The organism is Sphingobacterium psychroaquaticum, assembly GCF_900177625.1.
In the GTDB taxonomy this organism is placed as follows: domain Bacteria; phylum Bacteroidota; class Bacteroidia; order Sphingobacteriales; family Sphingobacteriaceae; genus Sphingobacterium; species Sphingobacterium psychroaquaticum.
This window is the reverse complement of sequence record NZ_FXAU01000006.1, coordinates 272,693-291,301: the sequence shown is the minus strand read 5'-3', so window position 1 is coordinate 291,301 and position 18,609 is coordinate 272,693. Positions and strand designations below refer to the sequence as shown.

Below are 18,609 nucleotides of genomic sequence, written 5' to 3'. Positions count from 1 at the left end.
AAAAGAAGGTGCCTTTTGGGACACCTTCTTTTTTTGTTTAATCAACAAGATTAATCAGCTTAATCTGGATATATTCAGACTCTTTTTCTGCTACAAATTGATTAAAGGCAATCTTATCGTCTTTCCTGGAAAAAACCGGAACACCAACGATCTTCAAATCCGTAACGGAATTAGACGTTAACTTCTCGAGTTTCTTCGACTTCAGCCAAAACACATATACGTTATTATTCGCTACAAAAGTAATTTTATCGCCTTGATAACTGATATTGATTGGAGAGGAAATGGAAAAATCAAAACGTGATATATACGTCAACTCCCCAGTCGACACCTCACATTGTACCAATTGATTTTGTCCTTTATCATCCTTTGCCAATGCATACACAAAACTTCCATCCGGAGATGCACGTAACCAATGTCTCAAATCTGAGAGTCCTTTGACTGTCCGTGACAACCGATGTTGTCGAACCCCATTAGGCACACGTGGCCGCTCTCCTTCGCGACCTACCGCAGCCGCATCCTTTCGAATCATTTCAGGATCGATACCTACGGTATAAATCTCTGTTATGGTCTCTCCTTTTTCATTTCTTGTATTTCCCTGAAAAGCTATCGTAAACTGGCCACTGCCTCCTAACCAGCATTCATCAAATGCCTTCGAGATTTCATCCGACCCCCACTTTGGTTCTCGCACCACATCACTCACAATCGCCGAATAATAGGTACCATTATTATTCCCGTTAGAAACGGGAACAACAATCTCCTTGTCCGCCGGAATCATCACACCAACAACACGCAAATCAGGGTCTACAAACTCATCATTGTAGGTAAAACTGATCAACTGTCCATCGTTGCTCCAACAGTGCGAATGTGTACCACCACGCAACGATCCAGGCCTATACGGACTTACCACATCCCGGGCATCCATATGTATGCCTTGCATGGGCTTATCTGTATGAATGGCCAAGCCAAAACGCCTGGTCATATCATAAGGTTTCACCGCGTCAGCATCATATAACCCGTGAATAAACAACACCGTATTTTCTTTCGGACTAAACGAGGCCGCACCTACACCAGGCCCATAGACTGTTTGATTATTCGTTTTATACAACATTCTCTCCTCGCCCGTCTTCACATGAACCATGCCTATGGTTGATGTTTCACCGATTTTGGTATCATCATTACGACCATCAAAAACAATCCATTCATCATCAGGAGAAAAAATACTATTATGGTGAATCGTGTGACCTCCCGCCGATTGGGTCAAAGCGACAACCTGAACTTCATTCATACAACTTGTAAAACAAAAAGGTAAAAAACTAACTAATAAACATCGTGATAAAAGGTTCATTTCTGAAATGAATTAGTGAATCTACAGTTTTCTAAATCCTTCTATCCGATGGAACGTTAAGAAATTGGCATCGTGGTTATTTTTCGCATCAACCTGACCATCATTATACGCTGTTCTACATAAAACAATCATATCGTTCCCCTCAAATAACCAATCGACATATTGAAACCCATGGTTCACCACATCCTTATGCTCTAAAATCACCTGTACATCCTCCCAGTTTTTCAAATCCTTCGATTTACGAAGCATCAACACATTTCTATAGCTCGCCGGGTTCGTGCGTTTTGGATCAACATGTCTATAACGCTCAGGAATTGAATTGGTCAATGTATAGTAGTACCCGCTTTCCGCATCATGCTTAATAACAAACTTCTTACTTCCACCATCAAATGGGATAAACCCGTTAACCGGATCAAAGCTCAGCTCCTTACCGTCACCAGAAATTTTCACCATAGCAGCTTTCTCATCTAACGTCGTCTTATCATCCACACGAAGCATATTCCATAGCTGCTTATCCGGACCTACGACAAAATTCCCTTCAAGCCAACCTGTAAAATTTCCATTAAGATAACTTTTATCAAAAAACAACGTAGTACTCGTCTGCCATGATTTCGCATTCATCAAGTCTGCATCCACAGCTGCCGACATCACCATAGCACCGTAACGCTCTCCCCATTTTAACACAGGGCCATGCGCCGTCTCCATCGGTCGCCACAGCCGGCCATTATGTTCAATGACAGGCATCGGAGCACAGTGAAATTCGCCGGTCAATATGACCCCATTCTCTTTATTGGTTGGCTTGCTCCAAGACTTTCCGCCGTCAAGAGATTTACGGATAAGCACGGTACCGTGATGCCTATCTGGCCCCAAGAGATACAGCTCCCCGTTATGCACAAACAAAGAACTCCAGAAAGCACCATTGATTTCACTCACCTTCTTCCAGCTGCGTCCTTTATTCTTCGACCGATAAACTGTCGTTACAGCCTGTTGCCATTCGGAACTCTGTGGACCAAAAAAATCGTGAGACGCCACATAATCACCATTCGGCAATATCACCAAGCTGGGAGAACCTATATACTTTTGCGTACTCGCAGGCTGATAATGCACTACCGTACCCGGCACGTGAGAGAATTGTTGTGAAAAACCGTCTTTAAAAGCCAGTAAAAGGACGATGCACATAAAAAAATATCTTTTCATAATATAACTAGTTTTATAATTTTCTAATATCAAGCTCCTAAAAACCTGTATTTTGTTTAATCTGAGCATCAGAATCAATAACGACCTGCGGTATAGGATACACCACATGGTGCGCGCTCGCATTCTTTCCTCTTCGCACCGCATCTGAGATAAACTTACCCATCCGGATCATATCCATCCGGCGATGCCCTTCGTTATAAAACTCATGCCCGCGTTCCGCCAAAATCCGATCCCTGAACATATCCTTACTGGTCACCACAACACTCGTTAGATCAGATAATCCAGCCCGCTTACGGACCAAATTCAGGTAATCAAAGGCCACTTGGTTCGGGTACTGTAGCTCATTGAGTGCCTCCGCATACGAAAGATAAATATCAGATAATCTGATTTCCGGAATATCGTTACCATGCGCCGCACCGACATGATTTTGATCCGGCCAGTACTTGAACGATCGCACATTGTCTGTTCCCAACAAGTTTACCGTCTGATCCGCATTATTGATGTAACTCGTAATCATCAAGTTCTTTCGCTTATCATTTGCCTCAAAGGAATTATAGAATTCATCATAAATCCTAAACTCATTTGGCCAATTCAGCCAGCTCGACTTAAACGTAAGTCCGATTTGGGGTGCCGATTTAAAATTCTCAGGGAAAGAAACATTACTCCAGCTATTGGCTGTAGCTCGATCAGACGAAGCAATAGCAGGCCTCACCCAAATATACTCCTTATTGTTTTCGTTTTCTACCTTAAACAAATCTTTATACTCCCCAAATAAAGTAAAGTTGAAATTCTTAATAAATTCAGCGGATGTATCCGCAGCCTTTTGCCATTGCTTCGTATTGAGGTAAAACTTGACCAAATAACCTTGAGCAGCGGCTTTATGCGCCCTATACTTTTCTTTTTCTGCACCAGGATTAGGTAGATCCGCAACCGCAACCTTCAATTCGCTCTCAATAAAACTTGTCATCACCTCGTCCGTCGCCCGAGGTAAACTTAAAGCCTCGTCCGTTGAAGTACGTAAGGGAACTGGGCCAAAGAAGAAATACAACTTGTAATAAGAGATCGCTCTCAAGAAACGAGCTTCAGCCGCATATAATTTCCGCTCCTCATCAGAAAGATTAGAAGCCGCGATATTTTCCAAAACGATATTAGCATTCCGAACACACTGATACGGCGAATCCCAATTCTGGATCAAAAAATCCATAGTAGGATCCCAGTTGAAGTCTCTGAAATTTCGGATCGTAGCTTCCACATTATCGCCACTTTGATATAATACATCCGTCGCGAACTCCTGTGGCCCTAACACATATATCGAATTATTACTATTCATATTGGCCGCTTTAGCATAGCCTTCGTAGAGGACAGAAGTCAACCCTTCTTTAGTCTTTAGGTAATTCGTAGGAGATAATTGAGAATATACTTCTTCCTTCAAAAAATCATTGCACGATTGAACACTACATGCTCCGCCCAACAGAGCAAGATATAATAGGGATTTATTTAAAATCTTCATAACTATAAGTTTAAATTTATACCAAACATAAATGTACGCGCCGTTGGATAAGCATTCCAATCGATTCTAGCTCCGCTTCCATTTGGGTTAATCGAAGGATCATAGCCCGTATAATCGGTGATAATAGCGAGATTCTGACCGACTACATACAGGTTGATCCCTTTTACATATTTCGTATTTTGAAGCGGAATCGTATACCCCAACTTCACCGTATTCAACCGAACATAACTTGCATCTTCAACCGTATACGAATTAACCTCTTTCTTACCTTGTTTTAACGGGTTTACAAAAGAAGGATATACCGTCGAGGGGTTGTCCGCAGTCCATCGGTTAAGCATTGGGTCTGCTAATCGGTTTCGTTTTAAGTTTGCTGGAAAATACGTATCCACCAAATTATTATTCAGCATATTAACACCAAACACCCCATCGATGAAGATATTTAAATTGAAGCCCTTATAGTCAAAATTATTCGTTAGTGATGCCGTATACTTTGGAAAAGAGTTTCCTATTACCACACGATCATCGGCGTTCACAATCATATCACCGTTGATGTCTCTATATTTGAAATCACCCGCTACCACCGGATCTTTAGTTACCGAAAAATCATCATTTTTCTGCCATATACCATCGATCTCATAGCCGTAAAAAGAATACATCGGCTGTCCCACCTTGATAATGGATACATTCGACGTTCCTCCCGCAGAACCATTGTAAATAATTGTATTCGTCCCCAGGTCTTTCACCAGATTTTTTAACCACGCAAAATTCCAAGTCGTTTCCCAACTAAACGCACCTTCTATGTTTCGGGTATTCATCAAAAACTCAATACCCGAATTTCGTACTGCTCCCACGTTGGTCATCATCGTAGAGAAACCTGTCGTGCGCGGTACCGCCAGATTTAGTAACATATCCTTTGTATCTTTATAAAACACATCGATGCTACCGGATATTCTATTTTTCAGGAACCCATAATCCAAACCGAAGTTCAACTGTTCTGAGGTTTCCCATTTCAGATTGGGATTCGCAATACGGCTAGGGGTCGTAGTACTAACCTGTGCGTTTCCGATCACCGCTTTCTGCCCTCCACCATAAGTAGACATGGATTGGTAGTTTCCAATTTCTTGATTACCGGTTCTTCCCCAGCTGGTTCTCAGTTTCAGGGTATTAAAGAAATCCAACTGCTTGATAAATTCCTCTTCCTCCAGCTTCCATCCAAAAGCAAAAGAGGGGAACACGCCATAGCGATTGTTCGCTCCAAATCGAGATGAACCATCAATACGCAGCGATGCCGTAAACAAATACTTATCGTATAAATTATAATTAGCACGCCCGAGGTAAGACAAAAGGCTGTTTCGCGTACGGCCACTGGTGACAATAAATTTGGTCGGATCCGCAAGCCCCATATTATTGGTTCCTGTAGCATCCGAAGAGAAGCCACTACCTTGAGAAGAAGAAGAGACATCATTAAACTGTTGGCCGGTAATACCCACCAAAAAATTCAAGTCATGCATATCCAATCTCTTCTTATACCCGAGTGTAAACTCACCGAGATAGCTGGTGCTTGTTCCCTGTAAAATACTAGCGATCCCTCCATTCGCGCGTCCTTCGATCGTTTGCCGATCGACGTAGGTATCGCGGCGTTGATTCGAAATATCGGCTCCAACATTTAGCTTCGCGGTAAAATCCTCGAGAAATTTCATTTCACCGTAGATCGTGCCCAGCGTGCGATACAGATTTGATTGCGATGTTTTCCCATTCGCAATTGCTAAGGGATTATCTATATTCATATCCGGAGATAGTTTATAGGTTCCATCGGCATTATAAATCGGTAAGGTTGGATCATAGGCAATAGCCGCATAGATAATACCTGCTCGCTCATTCAAATCCATACCATTGGCGACATAATTATCTTTGATATAGGAACTCGTAATATTGGTCCCCAATTTAAAGTTACCTGCCGTATGTTCCAGATTCACACGTGCACTGTACCGCTTATTGTCCGAATTAATCAATAAGCCATCCTGCCCAAAATAGTTAAGCGACGTATGGTACTTTGTATTTTCATTGCCCCCTGAAAATGAAAGATTATGGTTCTGTATCGGTGCATTTTTGGAATACATATGAGCTAGCCAATCTGTTCCCTCCGTGATATCACCAATACGTTGGCTGGCCGTTCCCTCTCCCGCATCAATTAAGCCATTGATCACATCTTTGTACTGTTGGGTTGACAGTATCTTAATGTCACGCTGTACATTTTGCGCACCGTAATACGCATCATAATTTACGTTCAAACCGCCAGACTTTCCTTTTTTCGTGGTGATAAGCACCACTCCATTTGCGCCCCTAGAACCATAAATCGCCGTAGCAGAAGCATCTTTCAACACCTCAATGGACGCAATATCATTCGGGTTTATGGCATTCAGTGGATTTCTAGCCGATTTCATTCCTGTGAAATTCGCTCCGGTTCCCCCTACTGTTGCAGAATTATCGATGGGAAATCCATCCACAACATACAAAGGCGAATTACCCGCGTTCACCGATCCGACGCCGCGCACATTCACCGAAATACCACCTCCCGGCTCCCCACTGCTTTGCACCACCTGCACCCCCGATACCTTACCTGCGATCAACTGCTCCGGTGAAATATTTGCACCTTTATTAAAGTCCTTCTCATTCAGACTGCTAACACTCCCCGTTATATCTGATTTTTTAGAAGTACCATAACCAATTACCACAACCTCCTCCAGTGCACTTTCCTGTGCAACAAGAAGCACATCGTAATGCGTGCGACCATCCAAACGGATACGCTGCGATTGATAACCGACGTAACTTACATCGATTGTCGTATTACCCGAGGAAATACTAAATCGTCCTTGCCCATCCGAATTAGTCTTCCCTCCTTTATCGCCTACTATTGTAGCGCCGATAACAACACCACCGGTAGCTTGGTCTTTGACCAGTCCGGTAATCTGTTGCTGTGCATTCCCCTGGTAAGCTACCAGAGCGAGCGCAAACAGGATCAAAATTTTAAGTTTGTTTATCATAACTATACTTTTATAAGTGGTTTATCATTCTATTGGAAAATTTTCATTTTTAATGTATCATATCTATCTTTTAGTTCATTAAGTTTAATTTTTGTTTCTTCATCTAACGGTTCAATATCAGTTCGTCTGCATGTGGTCCCCATCCAACTGTATGTACCTTGGAGGTAGTATTTTGCGGACGCAGGATAGGCATAATGCATAACATCCATATTGTCGATAAAAAACTGCTGTACCTCGTCCACCTTATCTTGCTGTACATCGTCGTTAAAGTTATTGCACAACCACACAACCAACTCCGGAAAATAATTTCCTTGAATACAGGACAGCCCTCTTGATCCGGCCTTCAATGTAGCAACGGCATGCGCCATGTATGCATCATACAAACCAAAATCAGCGACGTCCGCCGTTACTTCATTTTTTTTCTGGACGTTTGCTAGATTTAGGGAAGTATCCTTATGATAGGTAATGCGCCCCGTATGCACCAGTTCGCCGAGAAACGTCGGATCGATGACCCGTTTGTAAGGCACAGGACATTCATAAAATCCTAAAGGAACATCATCTGTTAAAGCCAATAATTGCTTCACATTCGACCTGAATACTTCTTCACTATCGTGCTCGCTGGCCAGCAGACTGGTGATCACAATTACTGCCTGGATTCCTGTCGCATAAATTTCCTTTACAAATGCAGCCTGTTGTTCTATCGCCCCAGGGAAAGTACCTGTCGCTACGATTGGCACCCTGCCGTTCACCTTTTGTACAATAAAGGATACCGACTCCACCATCTCCTGCTTAGAAAGCTCGAACATTTCGCTCGACAGGCAATTCGCAAACAAGCCCTTTGCACCCGCTTCTAAATAGAATTCGATAAGATATTCCAGCGCCCCGTAGTCTATAGTCTTATCCTCAAAAAAGGGCATAAGCATCACGGGAATAAATTCTTTATTATTCCTAATCATAGTATTTTATATGTTTTTTAGTTTATTTTCTTCTTAGTTTTCGGCTTATATTTCCAATTAAAAATATAGTCAATGTACCGACCACGATAATCATATTGGCGTGCAATGGATTACGTAGATAGGCCATATTTTCGGGGATCAGATAAGAGAATGTCATCCAAAGGATAACGCAGATCCCCACAATTGTGCCAATAATGGCATCGCTATTCGTTGCTTTTTTACTGATCAGTCCCAGTAGAAAGAGACCCAGCATTCCGCCCGCAAATATTCCGGACAATGTCCACCATACATCCAGTAAGCTCTTGATACCAATCATGGCGATACCACAGATCATACCGATTACACCGACGATGACCGTAGCGATATAGAGTATTTTCAAACTGTTCTTATCCGAAGACTCCTTATTGAAGTATCTTTTATAAATATCTTCTGTAAAGACCGTTGCAGAGGCATTCATCCCGGAGCTTATGGTGCTCATCGCCGCCGATAATATGGCCGAAACAATCAGCCCCAGCAATCCTGTAGGAATCATGTACACCATAAAATGAGGCATTATTTTATCACCATAATCCGATGGTTTCAAAGTGGCTGCTAATTCTGCTACCTGTGGATTTTGAATAGCGAGCCCCAACTGTTCCGATGCCGCCTGTAATTTAATCGAATCCAACAGCGCAGGATTCTGGAGGTAGTACGTATAAAGACAGGTCCCGATTATAAAAAACAATAAAGACACCGGTACATAAATCCAAACACAAAGCCAAACGGATTTATTAGCCTCTTTAGGGCTCGAAGCGGTGTGGTATCGCTGTACATAGTTTTGGTCCATACCAAAGTTGTTCAGGTTAATAAAGAAGCCATACAAAAGAACAACCCAGAATGACGAATTGACAAAATCAAAATCCATCGTACCCAGACTAAATTTATGCTCGGCAATCCCCACATCAATAATATCCTTAAAACCTCCTGGCACCTCCTTTACCACGAGATAGATAATGATAAGCGCGCCAATAGTTTTTAATATCCCTTGCACCACTTCGGTCCAAATAACGGCCTCGATGCCCCCCATTACCGTGTATATAACGATACAGATCCCCGTTACCACCATAATAACCACCATACTGTAACCTGTTAAGGCCTGGAGCGTTAGAGAGATTCCAAAGAAAATCGAACCGATACGGGCGAGCTGCGTCAGCAGAAAACAAACCACCGCATAGGTCCGCGCCCAAGTACCGAATCGTTTTTCCAGATTCGTATACGCAGACACTTCCCCGGTACTTCTATAGAATGGAACAAAATATTTGGTCGCTAACCAGGCTGCAAACGGCATGGAGAGGCTAAAAGCAAAAGCATTCCAATTGCCTCCAAAGGCCTTCCCCGGTACCCCCAAAAAAGTATTGGAACTTAAAAATGTGGCATAGATCGATATTCCAATTGCCCACCCCGGTATACGTCCCGCAGCTCGAGTAAATTCATCCGCCGATTTATTTTTTCGGGAGAAATAAACACCGACCAGCACCATAGCGACGAGGTAGACCAAGATTATTACAATATCAAGTATGGGTAGATTCTTCATAATTCAAGTTGTGTTAGTTTTTTATATGCCTGATACAATTTTTCATAAATAGCCGCGCGTTCCGGATTACAATGGTATGTTTTTGAAACCTTTGCTGCAAGTTTTAATTTAGCATCATCTATATTTGGATAGACACCTGCTGATACCGCGGCACAAATCACAGCACCTAATGCGCAGGTCTGGTCACTATCTACGACCTGTACATCGCAAGCGAGCACATCGGCCAGCACCTGCACCACATAGGGAGCCTTATTGGGAATCCCTCCCGTAGCAATAACCGCTTTTATCGGAATATTATAGGAACGGAACCGATCGATAATCGCCTTTGACCCAAATGCGGTCCCTTCGACCAGTGCTTTAAAAATATGCCCCGCACCGGTAGCCAGTGCAAAACCAGAAGCGGCCGCCACTTTGGTAAAATCTGCATCCGGCGTCCGCCTTCCATTATGATAATCGGTAAATAACATATCCTCCGCGGTCAAGGGGATCGCTTGCGCTTCCCGCGTTATATAAGCAAAGAAATTATTTTCCAGCACTTCACGCTGTCTGTCCGAAAGATCCAGCCCTTCGACTTCAAAAACGGGCTTAAGCATCATCTTCTTGAACCAGTTATAGATATCACCAAAGGCAGATTGTCCCGCCTCAAAGCCAATCATCCCGGGGTCGATCGATCCATCCACCTGTCCACATATCCCCTCGACCAAAGGCGGGTTATCCTGCTTCGGGACGACCAACATATCACAAGTGGACGTGCCGATCACTTTAATTAAAGTATATGCTTCACTTCCAGCCCCCACAGCACCATGATGCGCATCGATAGCCCCCACAGTGATCAACGTATTTTCATCAAATCCATACCGGTCCACAAAAACCTTGGCGATCGTTCCAAATTCTTGTTCCGACGTATACGTCTCCGTGTAAAAGCGATGAACGAGGTGATAAAAAGAAGAGTCCAAAGAGCAGAGAAACTCCGACGACGGCAAACCACCATGCGATTCATTCCACATCGCCTTATGTCCGGCCGCACACCGATTACGTTTTATAGCAGAAACCTTCGTCGTACCCGATAAATAAGTAGGTATCCAATCCGATTGCTCGACCCATGTAAATGCCTGGTTAGCCAATGCAGGGTCCACACGATTGACATGTAAAATCTTAGACCAAAACCATTCAGACGAATAGATACCTCCGCTAAAGCGTGTATAGTCAATCGTCCATTTTTTTGCGAGCGCATTAATTTCATCTGCCTCTTTAATCGCGGTATGATCTTTCCAAAGGATAAACATCGCATTGGGATTTTCTGAAAATCCTTCCCGCAAAGACAAGGGTTGCCCTTGTTCATCGACAGCTACCGGCGTAGATCCTGTTGTATTGGTACCAATCGCTTTTATCTGTTTAATTGTTTCTGGTGATAGCCCTGTAAGTAATGCATGGAATACTTCGTCAATAGACTCCATATAATCCAACGGATGTTGTCTATACTGATCTTTCTGTGGGTCACAATACAAGCCTTGCTTCCAGCGCTTAAAATACGAGACCGCTGTAGACCGTACGTCCCCGGTCATGGCGTTGACCAATAGACCTCGCACAGAATCCGTCCCAAAATCCATCCCTATTACCAGTTTCTCTTGCATGGCGTCTTGTTTAGTGTATCCCACAATAGTTAACCTTAATGCCCAACGACTGTATAGCTGCAGCCTTGATTGCAGCGGCACGTTTTACGTCAAAATCACCGTCAACATACACCACTTGAATATGATTCGCTTTGTGTTTGGCCATCATCTGGTCCCGGCTTACGCCATCCAACACGCCGTGCATAATCGGCCATTGCTTATCCGTCAGGTTCCATCTTCGGTTCGTTTCTTCAGCAGGCAGCTCAACAACTCTACCGGTACCGATATCGCAGAATAATTCATTATTTTCAATGTATACCCTACTCCATACGATATTCCCCGGACGGCTGATGCCGCGCAGTGTACCGCCACCCTTTTTGAAAAACATAGCAGGTTGTCTTAAACTATCCGCCCCTTGGTACCCACCGATAAAATGTGATGCCGGAGCAGCTCCTGAGATCAAAAACACCCACACGAATTCAGGTACACCGTTAATCATATACTCTTCGCCATAGCGCAGATCATGAAGCGTATTATCGCCATCCAATCCCAGCGCATTCCACAGGTGGTAGGTCACATACCCATCGATACCCGCGCACTCATCCACTTCATTAAAATGTGGCAGCGCCTTTCCCGGATACAACTCCTGCCCTTTTTCATTATAAACGGGAGGTCTCACCGTATTATTTAAAAGTCCTTCCACCAGGTCACTCGCTGGAACCAGTTCTTTTAACCCCTGCTGGTATTGGATACCGATCGTATCGCAGCCAAACTCATCCGCTAAGCGCAATGCCGCCACATACATTTTACACTGTTCGATCGTCTGTTCCCGCGTCAATTCCGTTTCTCCATCTTGCCCCCAATCAAACTGCATACCTTTGCCCTGCATCCATTCCAAAACACCCTCCGCGTCGGTATCCGACACCGTCAACATTTTAGCATATAAGGTCGATTGGCTTAAGCGCTCTTTGAAGATACCCAACTTATGGATCAGGGCGTCAGGCACAATGGCATTAAACATACCCATGCAACCTTCATCAAACACCCCCATTACAATTCGATCCTGCACAATCTTTTGTGCGAAATTTTCTGCTAGAACCCGGTCTTCCGAAGCGAGGGCCCCGATCTCAAACGGGCGAACGTGTGAATAGTCATGGGTAATCGTCCCCTTTTCCGTCCATTCCGCTAATTTCTCCATGAAAAATTCATCGGTAAAATCCTTACTCCACAAAAAGCTATAGTCTACCTCGGCTTTGGTCAAGGAGCCCGTCAGGTTCAAGGCGCCTACTAAACCCGGATAGGTGCCATCCCAGTTTGCGACCACCAATATCGGCCCTTGGTGAGCGATCAACCCCGCCAACACATGATGACTGTATTGCCATACACTTTCTGCCACGATCAAGGGTGCACTTCGATCGATATTCCGGAAGACTTTAATTCCCTCATGTTGGTAGTCTATAAATCCATGTCCTTTTTCGGCATTATACCCATGCGCCCGTTTCACTTCCCACCCCAACTGCTGAAAAGCAGATTGGAGCATTTCTTCCATTTTTTGTTGCATTGGCCAGCAATTCAGGTTTGCCGCTGGTCTAAGATCTCCACTACATACAAGGATTGCTTGTTTATTATTTTTTGCTGTCATAGTCAACTATTTTATAATCGGTATTGCAAATATCAGCGAAGATTGATGGGAAATTGTTTAAGAATTTAGCTAACTATTCTAACATATTATCATAAAGTTGATTATGTCATATCATTTTCAGAACTTTAGTAAGAAAACAAGGTATACCAATTATGAAAGCCAAATTTCATCAAGTTCCAAAGACCAGTGATCACACGTTTAAAATCCGACATGATGTATTGCCGCATTTCGGTACGATCTGGCATTACCACCCCGAAATAGAGCTGCATTATCTCATCAAAGGCGAGGGCATCCGGTTTATCGGGGAAAACATATCCAATTTTGAAAAAGATGAGCTTATCTTACTGGGGAGCAACATTCCACATACCTGGAAGTGCAACCTGAAATCCGATAGTGAGTACTATGTCGAAGCCTTAGTTTTACATTTTCACCCGGAATCCTTGGGGCATAATTTTTTGAATCTCCCAGAAACTATAAAAGTACAAAAGCTATTGACGCTGGCACGCCAGGGATTAATCATTCAAGGAGAATCTAAGCGTAAAATTGTTAAATTGATGAATAAGATGACCGAGTCCACCGGCATCAACAAAATCGTGTACTTACTAAAAATATTCGATTTACTGAGTAACAATAGCGATTATGAAGTGATCTCACCCGACTATGCGCTGTCGGCGTCCCATAACTTTGATGGCGACCGGGCCAATAAAATTTTCACGTATACGTTTAATAATTTCGAAAAGAACATCACCTTGGAAAAAATGGCCGAACTCAGTAACCTCAGCGTCACATCGTTCTGTCGTTTTTTTAAAAATCTGACACAGAAATCCTATTACGATTTTCTCACCGAAATCCGCATCAATCACGCTTGTCGATTGCTCATCAATACCAACATGAAAGCTGGTGCAATTGCTGAAGAAAGTGGGTTTGAGAACACCTCTAATTTTTACCGTCACTTTAAACGATTTAAGGCGAGTACCCCCAGTTCCTTTAAAAAAGATTATCTACTGGCCAATTGATCCATATAAAAAACGCACTACCTTTTTACCAGTAGTGCGTTCGCGTCTAGTTGATTATATGTATTCTTAATTTCCGTATCACCTGATCATAGGCATCGGTATATTTCTTCATTCCTCGATCCGAGGGATGTATACCATCTGCTGTATCGTCGATATCTAGACCGATAGACCGCGCGGTGACCAGATGGACATGGGCATCCTTACCTGTTATATTTTCCGCTATAAATCTATTTAGATTCCGATTCACGCGCTCGTACGCCCTTTGCGAATCTGTATTCAACAGATTTATCGTCGCATCTGCATGCTCTGTAAATATTATCGGAGTTTGCGGATGAGACTTCCGTAACGTCTGCCAAGTATACAACAATCTTTGCCGTACCTCTTCATCCGTAAAAGCAACCAGGTTTGGAAGGCAATCGATGATATAAAGCGAGGCTTCCTGCTTCGCGATTACATCTACAACCTCTTTCTCCAATCTACCGTTTGCAGAAAAGCCTAGATTAACCACCGGCATCTCCACCTGCCGGCCCAACAAAGCAACCCAAGACATTCCCGCCCTCGAGGCCGATGCGCCCTGTGCGATAGAGGTACCATAAACCACGATGGGCTTACCCTTATGCTCCAGCGAGATCAAATCGACCGGCCGATTCAGTCCGATCTTAAAATCTGCCACCGTATTGTACAGCGGAAAATAGAGGCGATAGTATGCCAGGTCTTTGACATCAAGTCCCTCCATCACCACCTTCACATCGCCGTTATTCAAAGTGATATACTTCGTTTTTACCCAAACCCAGCGATTGTCCTTCAATTTAGCATATACATCTATACCTGAAATACCGATCGCACTCATGTGCTTCAAATTTATATTTTGTTCACATCGGTAGGCAAAAGCCACCGTATCTGCCTCCGTATAAAAGTCGAGGTAAACACCGGCTGGATTTCTTGATAGATTCCATACTTCCTTTCGCACCACATCTTTAACGGAAGCCGGCAACCGATATAAACTAGCTCTAAGCGATGCATCATCCAGTTTCCCTTGCAATCTCAAGGTCGCATCCTGTCCGACAGATACCCAGTTGAACCGGTTAAAGTCTTGGCTAAAGACCTGCGCAGATACATGCATCATCACGAAACCTAAAACCAATAACCGTATCACATTTGCTTTCATACCAATCCCTATTAAGGCTGCCAAGACAAGACCGGAAAACCATGGTTATGTAGCAAAGCATCGGCCTTCCAACTGCTTCCACCGTTATTTAGCGTGCTTATAGTCGTCGCACTTTTCAAACTGCTGGCAGCAAGCCCTGTACCCACACCATTATTCACGCCCACACTACCTAACAGAAAGAAAGCATGTGTTACCGTCGGGCCACTTACTCCAGCGATACCTCCCATAGTTGTCAACCCCGTGAGTGTAGAAGATACGCTTCCTACATTATAGCTACTACTGATACTTCCAAACTTAAAATAGCCCGATAGTCCGCCGATGTACTTATTTGTACTGGTGGTGGTGCTGAGCATCAAGCTTCCCGTGTTGTAGCAATTCGTTATCACGTTAGTTCCCACACCATAGCCCAATAGTCCCCCCACCTGAGATGTTCCAAATATGGCCGCCTTATTGTAGCTGTCACTTAGGGTTACGTTGTTTCCTTGGGCAACCAATCCGGCAGAAACACCACCGACAAATATTTGACTGGTGCTGTCTATCCCTAACCGCTTTATCGTGCCGTCTTTTACATAGCCAAACAAGCCATTAGAGGTTTGGGAATTATCATTCCGATTGATGATAAGCTGCTTCACCTTAAAACCTCCACCATCAAAATGACCACTAAAAGGGCGGTTGTTCGTCGTCGTGATATACCAACCGATCGGCATAAAATTATACCCGTTCAAATCGATGTCTGCGGTCAGTTTAAAATACTTACCGGCAAACGAATTCCCTTGATAAACCTGCTCCGCGAGGTACGCTATTTCGCCCGGTTCACCTATTAAAATAGGGTTAGCAGCGGTGCTCCCAAGCGCACCCGAGGCATCAAATTCCTTTACGCCACCATCCCAACCATTGTCAGGCAATAGATGCGCCCAGTTCATGGGTGTCGTTGCCGATGCATACCCTGAAATCCGATGAAACGTCATGAAATTAGCATTGTGAAAGTTATCCGCTCCACCAAAGCCATCCTCGTATGAGGTACGCGATACAAATAAGATATCATTGCCGTCAAAGATCCAATCCACATATTGAAAGCCTACGTTCTCTACATCATCATCCGCCAATACGATTGCTTTAACTTGCCATGATTCTAAGTCGTCCGAGCAGGTCAAAGCCAGGACATTCCTGATTCCTCCCGCCGATCTATTGCCTGCTTTAAACTCCTTTGGAACATAATTAGCCAGTGACCAATATTTTTGCGAAAGCGAATCATACCTGATATTGAATTTTGATGCGCCCCCAAAAAATGGGATCTTTTTTGCCGAACCCGCTTCAATCTGGGTATTTGATGACAGCGAATAATAGCCTGCATGTGCGCCATCCATCGATGCCAACCGAGTAATACATTTAATCTTTCCATCAAGCCCGATCACCGCATTCCCTTCTAGCCAGCCTGTACCATCCAGCCAAGCGGGTTTTTCCAACTTTGCCGACTGCGTCCAACTCGCTGAGTTCAATAGATCTGCGCCCATAGGAGCCGATACGATATACGCTTTATTACCCGACATCCACTTGCCATTCAAGTCCGTATCGTGAAATTCATACGCCTTATAAATGCGTCCATTTGCAAATAAGACGGGGGTCGATGAACCGTGGCACGCGCCAGATACAATAATCGTTGGGCTCGACCAGGTGACCCCACCGTCGTCCGAACCCCGGATGACCAGATTAGCGCCTCCACTGGTATTGGCACCGAGTAAATACAGTTTATTCTGATGGTAAAACAACCCCGACCATACGGCGCCATTCACGGAGGATATACTGTCCCACGAAGCCCCGTTATCCGTCGAACCAAAGATATCGGTGCGATTGGAAATACCCGTTCCAAAGACATCATTTGACGTAATAATATCACCATTCGGTAATTTCGCAATACTTGGCGTCCCTCTATAGACACCCGAAGATTTGGGACTATGGACCACCACCGTTCCGGGCACATTACTAAAATTCTGAACCGCCATGAACGCCGAACGCTCGATTAGCATTTTGTTACAACCTGTACCCGCTGTAAGCAATAGAACAGCGTAGAGCAAAGCCTTGAATATTCTGCTTGAGTTTTTCATGTGTAAATCGTTTATTGAGGTTAAGGTGTTTTTTTCTGAATGATACTCCAATTATCCGTTCGGAAAGGTGGAACTGGCAACCCATGTTCCGTGAACAGGTTTCCCACACTGTATGCCTTGAAACAATATCGTACTGATTTAGGATGCGCAACAGCAGCAGACCATACCAGTAATCTATCCCCCTGCAACGTTGCGTTCGCGGGATGAAAGACCTGATCTTCCCCAGCAATCTCCATATCCTGAAGCGTATCGCCGAGCAGCTGTAACCTATTATTACCCGAAAAAGTAATCGATATTTTATCCCCATCGGTGCTGTATCCTTTGTAGACCGATTCCTGATAGCGTTCCTTAAAACCATAGGTCTGCCCTAAAGCCAACAAGGCCAAGCGCGTGCCCACCTTCGTTTTATCCGGTGGATGTACCGTAGTGGAAGAACCGACATCCACTGTCGATACAATTCCTACCTGCGCCAGCGTACGGGCCAGCTTTCTTTGATTTTCCCTAAAAAAAGCCGCTATATAAGCCTTGTCTTTGTCCGTGGGATACGGAAACGGAGCGATCTCTACCGTATAAAAAGGCAGGTCTTTGCCGCCCCAAGATTTCCGCCAGTCATCGAGCATCGCAGGAAACTGTTTCAGGTAAGCACCTGGCGACATTCTATTCGCCTCGCCTTGATACCATAAAAAACCTTTGATTTGATACCCTAGCAATGGGGCGATCATTGCATTGTACATGGCTGCAGCACTATTTTTCTGAAAAGGTCTATCCAAATCCAGGAACTTATCCGCTATCGACTCCAGGCTACCTTTACTCATCCAAGACTCAATCCTTGTCCCCGAATTTGCCGCAACGATAATCCCCACAGGCACTTTTAATTCCTCCTGCAACGTACGGGCAAATTCGTAGGCTACGGCGCTGAAATTTGCGACCGATTGCGCATCGGCGGCAACCCACTTTCCTAAAACCAGATCGCTAACCTCTTCCGAAGGAGGCGATTCTAAGGTAAGAAAACGAATGGGGGGTAGCTTCGAGGCATGTTGCTCCATCTCCTGTCGATTCACAACAAGCTGCTTTGCATCAAACCCTTTGACAGGCATCACCATATTCGACTGACCTACAGCCAACCAAACTTCGCCAATAAGTATATTTTTTAAAACCGTCTGCTCGCCGTCATCCAGAATAATATCGTAGGGGCCACCCGCCTTTGGGGTCTCAATCGTAACCGTAAATTTCCCCTGCTTATCAGCGGTCGCTTTATAGGTTTTCCCCCAGCCTGTGGTGACCGTCACTTTTCCAACGGTTGATGTTTTACCCGCTATTTTGATCTTGGCAGACTGCTGCAAGACCATGTTATCCGAAAACTGGGTACCAAGCTCAATTTTTGAAAAACCTGTTAATGCGCTCGTCAAAAGAACGAGCAATATCATATATTTTCGCATG

The 18,609-nt window shown here is 44.1% G+C and carries 12 protein-coding genes; 1 reads left to right on the top strand and 11 read right to left on the bottom strand.

Annotation, left to right across the window (positions count from 1 at the left end; genetic code table 11):
* Positions 1–37 precede the first annotated feature (37 nt).
* The 8 genes from B9Y69_RS15690 to B9Y69_RS15655 form a co-directional block, all read right to left on the bottom strand.
* Positions 38–1,285, bottom strand: a complete 1,248-nt coding sequence (locus B9Y69_RS15690) for a DUF3748 domain-containing protein (protein ID WP_085473918.1) — start codon at positions 1,283–1,285, stop codon at positions 38–40.
* A gap of 81 nt (positions 1,286–1,366) precedes the next feature.
* Positions 1,367–2,542: a sialidase family protein gene (locus tag B9Y69_RS15685; RefSeq protein ID WP_085473917.1), complete on the bottom strand. Its 1,176-nt coding sequence runs from the start codon at positions 2,540–2,542 to the stop codon at positions 1,367–1,369.
* Positions 2,543–2,579: 37 nt separating this feature from the next.
* A complete protein-coding gene (locus tag B9Y69_RS15680; RefSeq protein WP_085473916.1) occupies positions 2,580–4,052 on the bottom strand; it encodes a RagB/SusD family nutrient uptake outer membrane protein in 1,473 nt (490 codons plus the stop codon).
* A gap of 2 nt (positions 4,053–4,054) precedes the next feature.
* The gene (locus tag B9Y69_RS15675) at positions 4,055–7,096 is read right to left on the bottom strand and encodes a SusC/RagA family TonB-linked outer membrane protein (RefSeq protein ID WP_085473915.1); all 3,042 of its coding nucleotides are present in this window, start codon (positions 7,094–7,096) and stop codon (positions 4,055–4,057) included.
* A 29-nt stretch (positions 7,097–7,125) separates the two neighbouring features.
* Positions 7,126–8,052 (bottom strand): dihydrodipicolinate synthase family protein, encoded by a 927-nt coding sequence (locus B9Y69_RS15670; protein WP_085473914.1) that lies wholly within the window; start codon positions 8,050–8,052, stop codon positions 7,126–7,128.
* 22 nt (positions 8,053–8,074) lie between these two features.
* A complete protein-coding gene (locus B9Y69_RS15665) occupies positions 8,075–9,625 on the bottom strand; it encodes a sodium:solute symporter family protein (protein ID WP_085473913.1) in 1,551 nt (516 codons plus the stop codon).
* Positions 9,622–11,259, bottom strand: a complete 1,638-nt coding sequence (locus B9Y69_RS15660; RefSeq protein WP_085473912.1) for a ribulokinase — start codon at positions 11,257–11,259, stop codon at positions 9,622–9,624. Before B9Y69_RS15660 ends, B9Y69_RS15665 begins: the two co-directional genes overlap by 4 nt.
* A gap of 10 nt (positions 11,260–11,269) precedes the next feature.
* Positions 11,270–12,880, bottom strand: coding sequence for a fucose isomerase (locus B9Y69_RS15655; RefSeq protein WP_085473911.1), 1,611 nt, complete (start codon positions 12,878–12,880; stop codon positions 11,270–11,272).
* A gap of 152 nt (positions 12,881–13,032) precedes the next feature.
* Here B9Y69_RS15655 and B9Y69_RS15650 point away from each other — a divergent pair, with 152 nt between their 5' ends.
* Positions 13,033–13,896 carry an AraC family transcriptional regulator gene (locus B9Y69_RS15650; protein ID WP_085473910.1) on the top strand — a complete coding sequence of 288 codons (864 nt, stop codon included), beginning with the start codon at positions 13,033–13,035 and terminating at the stop codon, positions 13,894–13,896.
* 46 nt (positions 13,897–13,942) lie between these two features.
* On the opposite strand, the gene B9Y69_RS15645 is transcribed toward B9Y69_RS15650, so the two are convergent.
* From B9Y69_RS15645 to B9Y69_RS15635, 3 genes are read right to left on the bottom strand one after another with little or no spacing between them, the layout of a single operon-like run.
* The gene (locus tag B9Y69_RS15645) at positions 13,943–15,064 is read right to left on the bottom strand and encodes an SGNH/GDSL hydrolase family protein (protein WP_144036600.1); all 1,122 of its coding nucleotides are present in this window, start codon (positions 15,062–15,064) and stop codon (positions 13,943–13,945) included.
* Between the two features lie 11 nt (positions 15,065–15,075).
* Positions 15,076–17,169, bottom strand: a complete 2,094-nt coding sequence (locus tag B9Y69_RS15640; RefSeq protein WP_085473908.1) for a sialidase family protein — start codon at positions 17,167–17,169, stop codon at positions 15,076–15,078.
* 20 nt (positions 17,170–17,189) lie between these two features.
* Positions 17,190–18,608 (bottom strand): sialate O-acetylesterase, encoded by a 1,419-nt coding sequence (locus B9Y69_RS15635; RefSeq protein WP_159451870.1) that lies wholly within the window; start codon positions 18,606–18,608, stop codon positions 17,190–17,192.
* Position 18,609 lies beyond the last annotated feature (1 nt).

Bases quoted from the DNA above. Each gene is read 5' to 3' on its own strand.
- B9Y69_RS15635 (WP_159451870.1), bottom strand. From the start codon at position 18,608: ATGCGAAAATATATGATATTGCTCGTTCTTTTGACGAGCGCATTAACA.
- B9Y69_RS15660 (WP_085473912.1), bottom strand. From the start codon at position 11,259: ATGCAAGAGAAACTGGTAATAGGGATGGATTTTGGGACGGATTCTGTG.
- B9Y69_RS15655 (WP_085473911.1), bottom strand. From the start codon at position 12,880: ATGACAGCAAAAAATAATAAACAAGCAATCCTTGTATGTAGTGGAGAT.
- B9Y69_RS15680 (WP_085473916.1), bottom strand. From the start codon at position 4,052: ATGAAGATTTTAAATAAATCCCTATTATATCTTGCTCTGTTGGGCGGA.
- B9Y69_RS15670 (WP_085473914.1), bottom strand. From the start codon at position 8,052: ATGATTAGGAATAATAAAGAATTTATTCCCGTGATGCTTATGCCCTTT.
- B9Y69_RS15650 (WP_085473910.1), top strand. From the start codon at position 13,033: ATGAAAGCCAAATTTCATCAAGTTCCAAAGACCAGTGATCACACGTTT.
- B9Y69_RS15675 (WP_085473915.1), bottom strand. From the start codon at position 7,096: ATGATAAACAAACTTAAAATTTTGATCCTGTTTGCGCTCGCTCTGGTA.
- B9Y69_RS15645 (WP_144036600.1), bottom strand. From the start codon at position 15,064: ATGAAAGCAAATGTGATACGGTTATTGGTTTTAGGTTTCGTGATGATG.
- B9Y69_RS15690 (WP_085473918.1), bottom strand. From the start codon at position 1,285: ATGAATGAAGTTCAGGTTGTCGCTTTGACCCAATCGGCGGGAGGTCAC.
- B9Y69_RS15685 (WP_085473917.1), bottom strand. From the start codon at position 2,542: ATGAAAAGATATTTTTTTATGTGCATCGTCCTTTTACTGGCTTTTAAA.
- B9Y69_RS15640 (WP_085473908.1), bottom strand. From the start codon at position 17,169: ATGAAAAACTCAAGCAGAATATTCAAGGCTTTGCTCTACGCTGTTCTA.
- B9Y69_RS15665 (WP_085473913.1), bottom strand. From the start codon at position 9,625: ATGAAGAATCTACCCATACTTGATATTGTAATAATCTTGGTCTACCTC.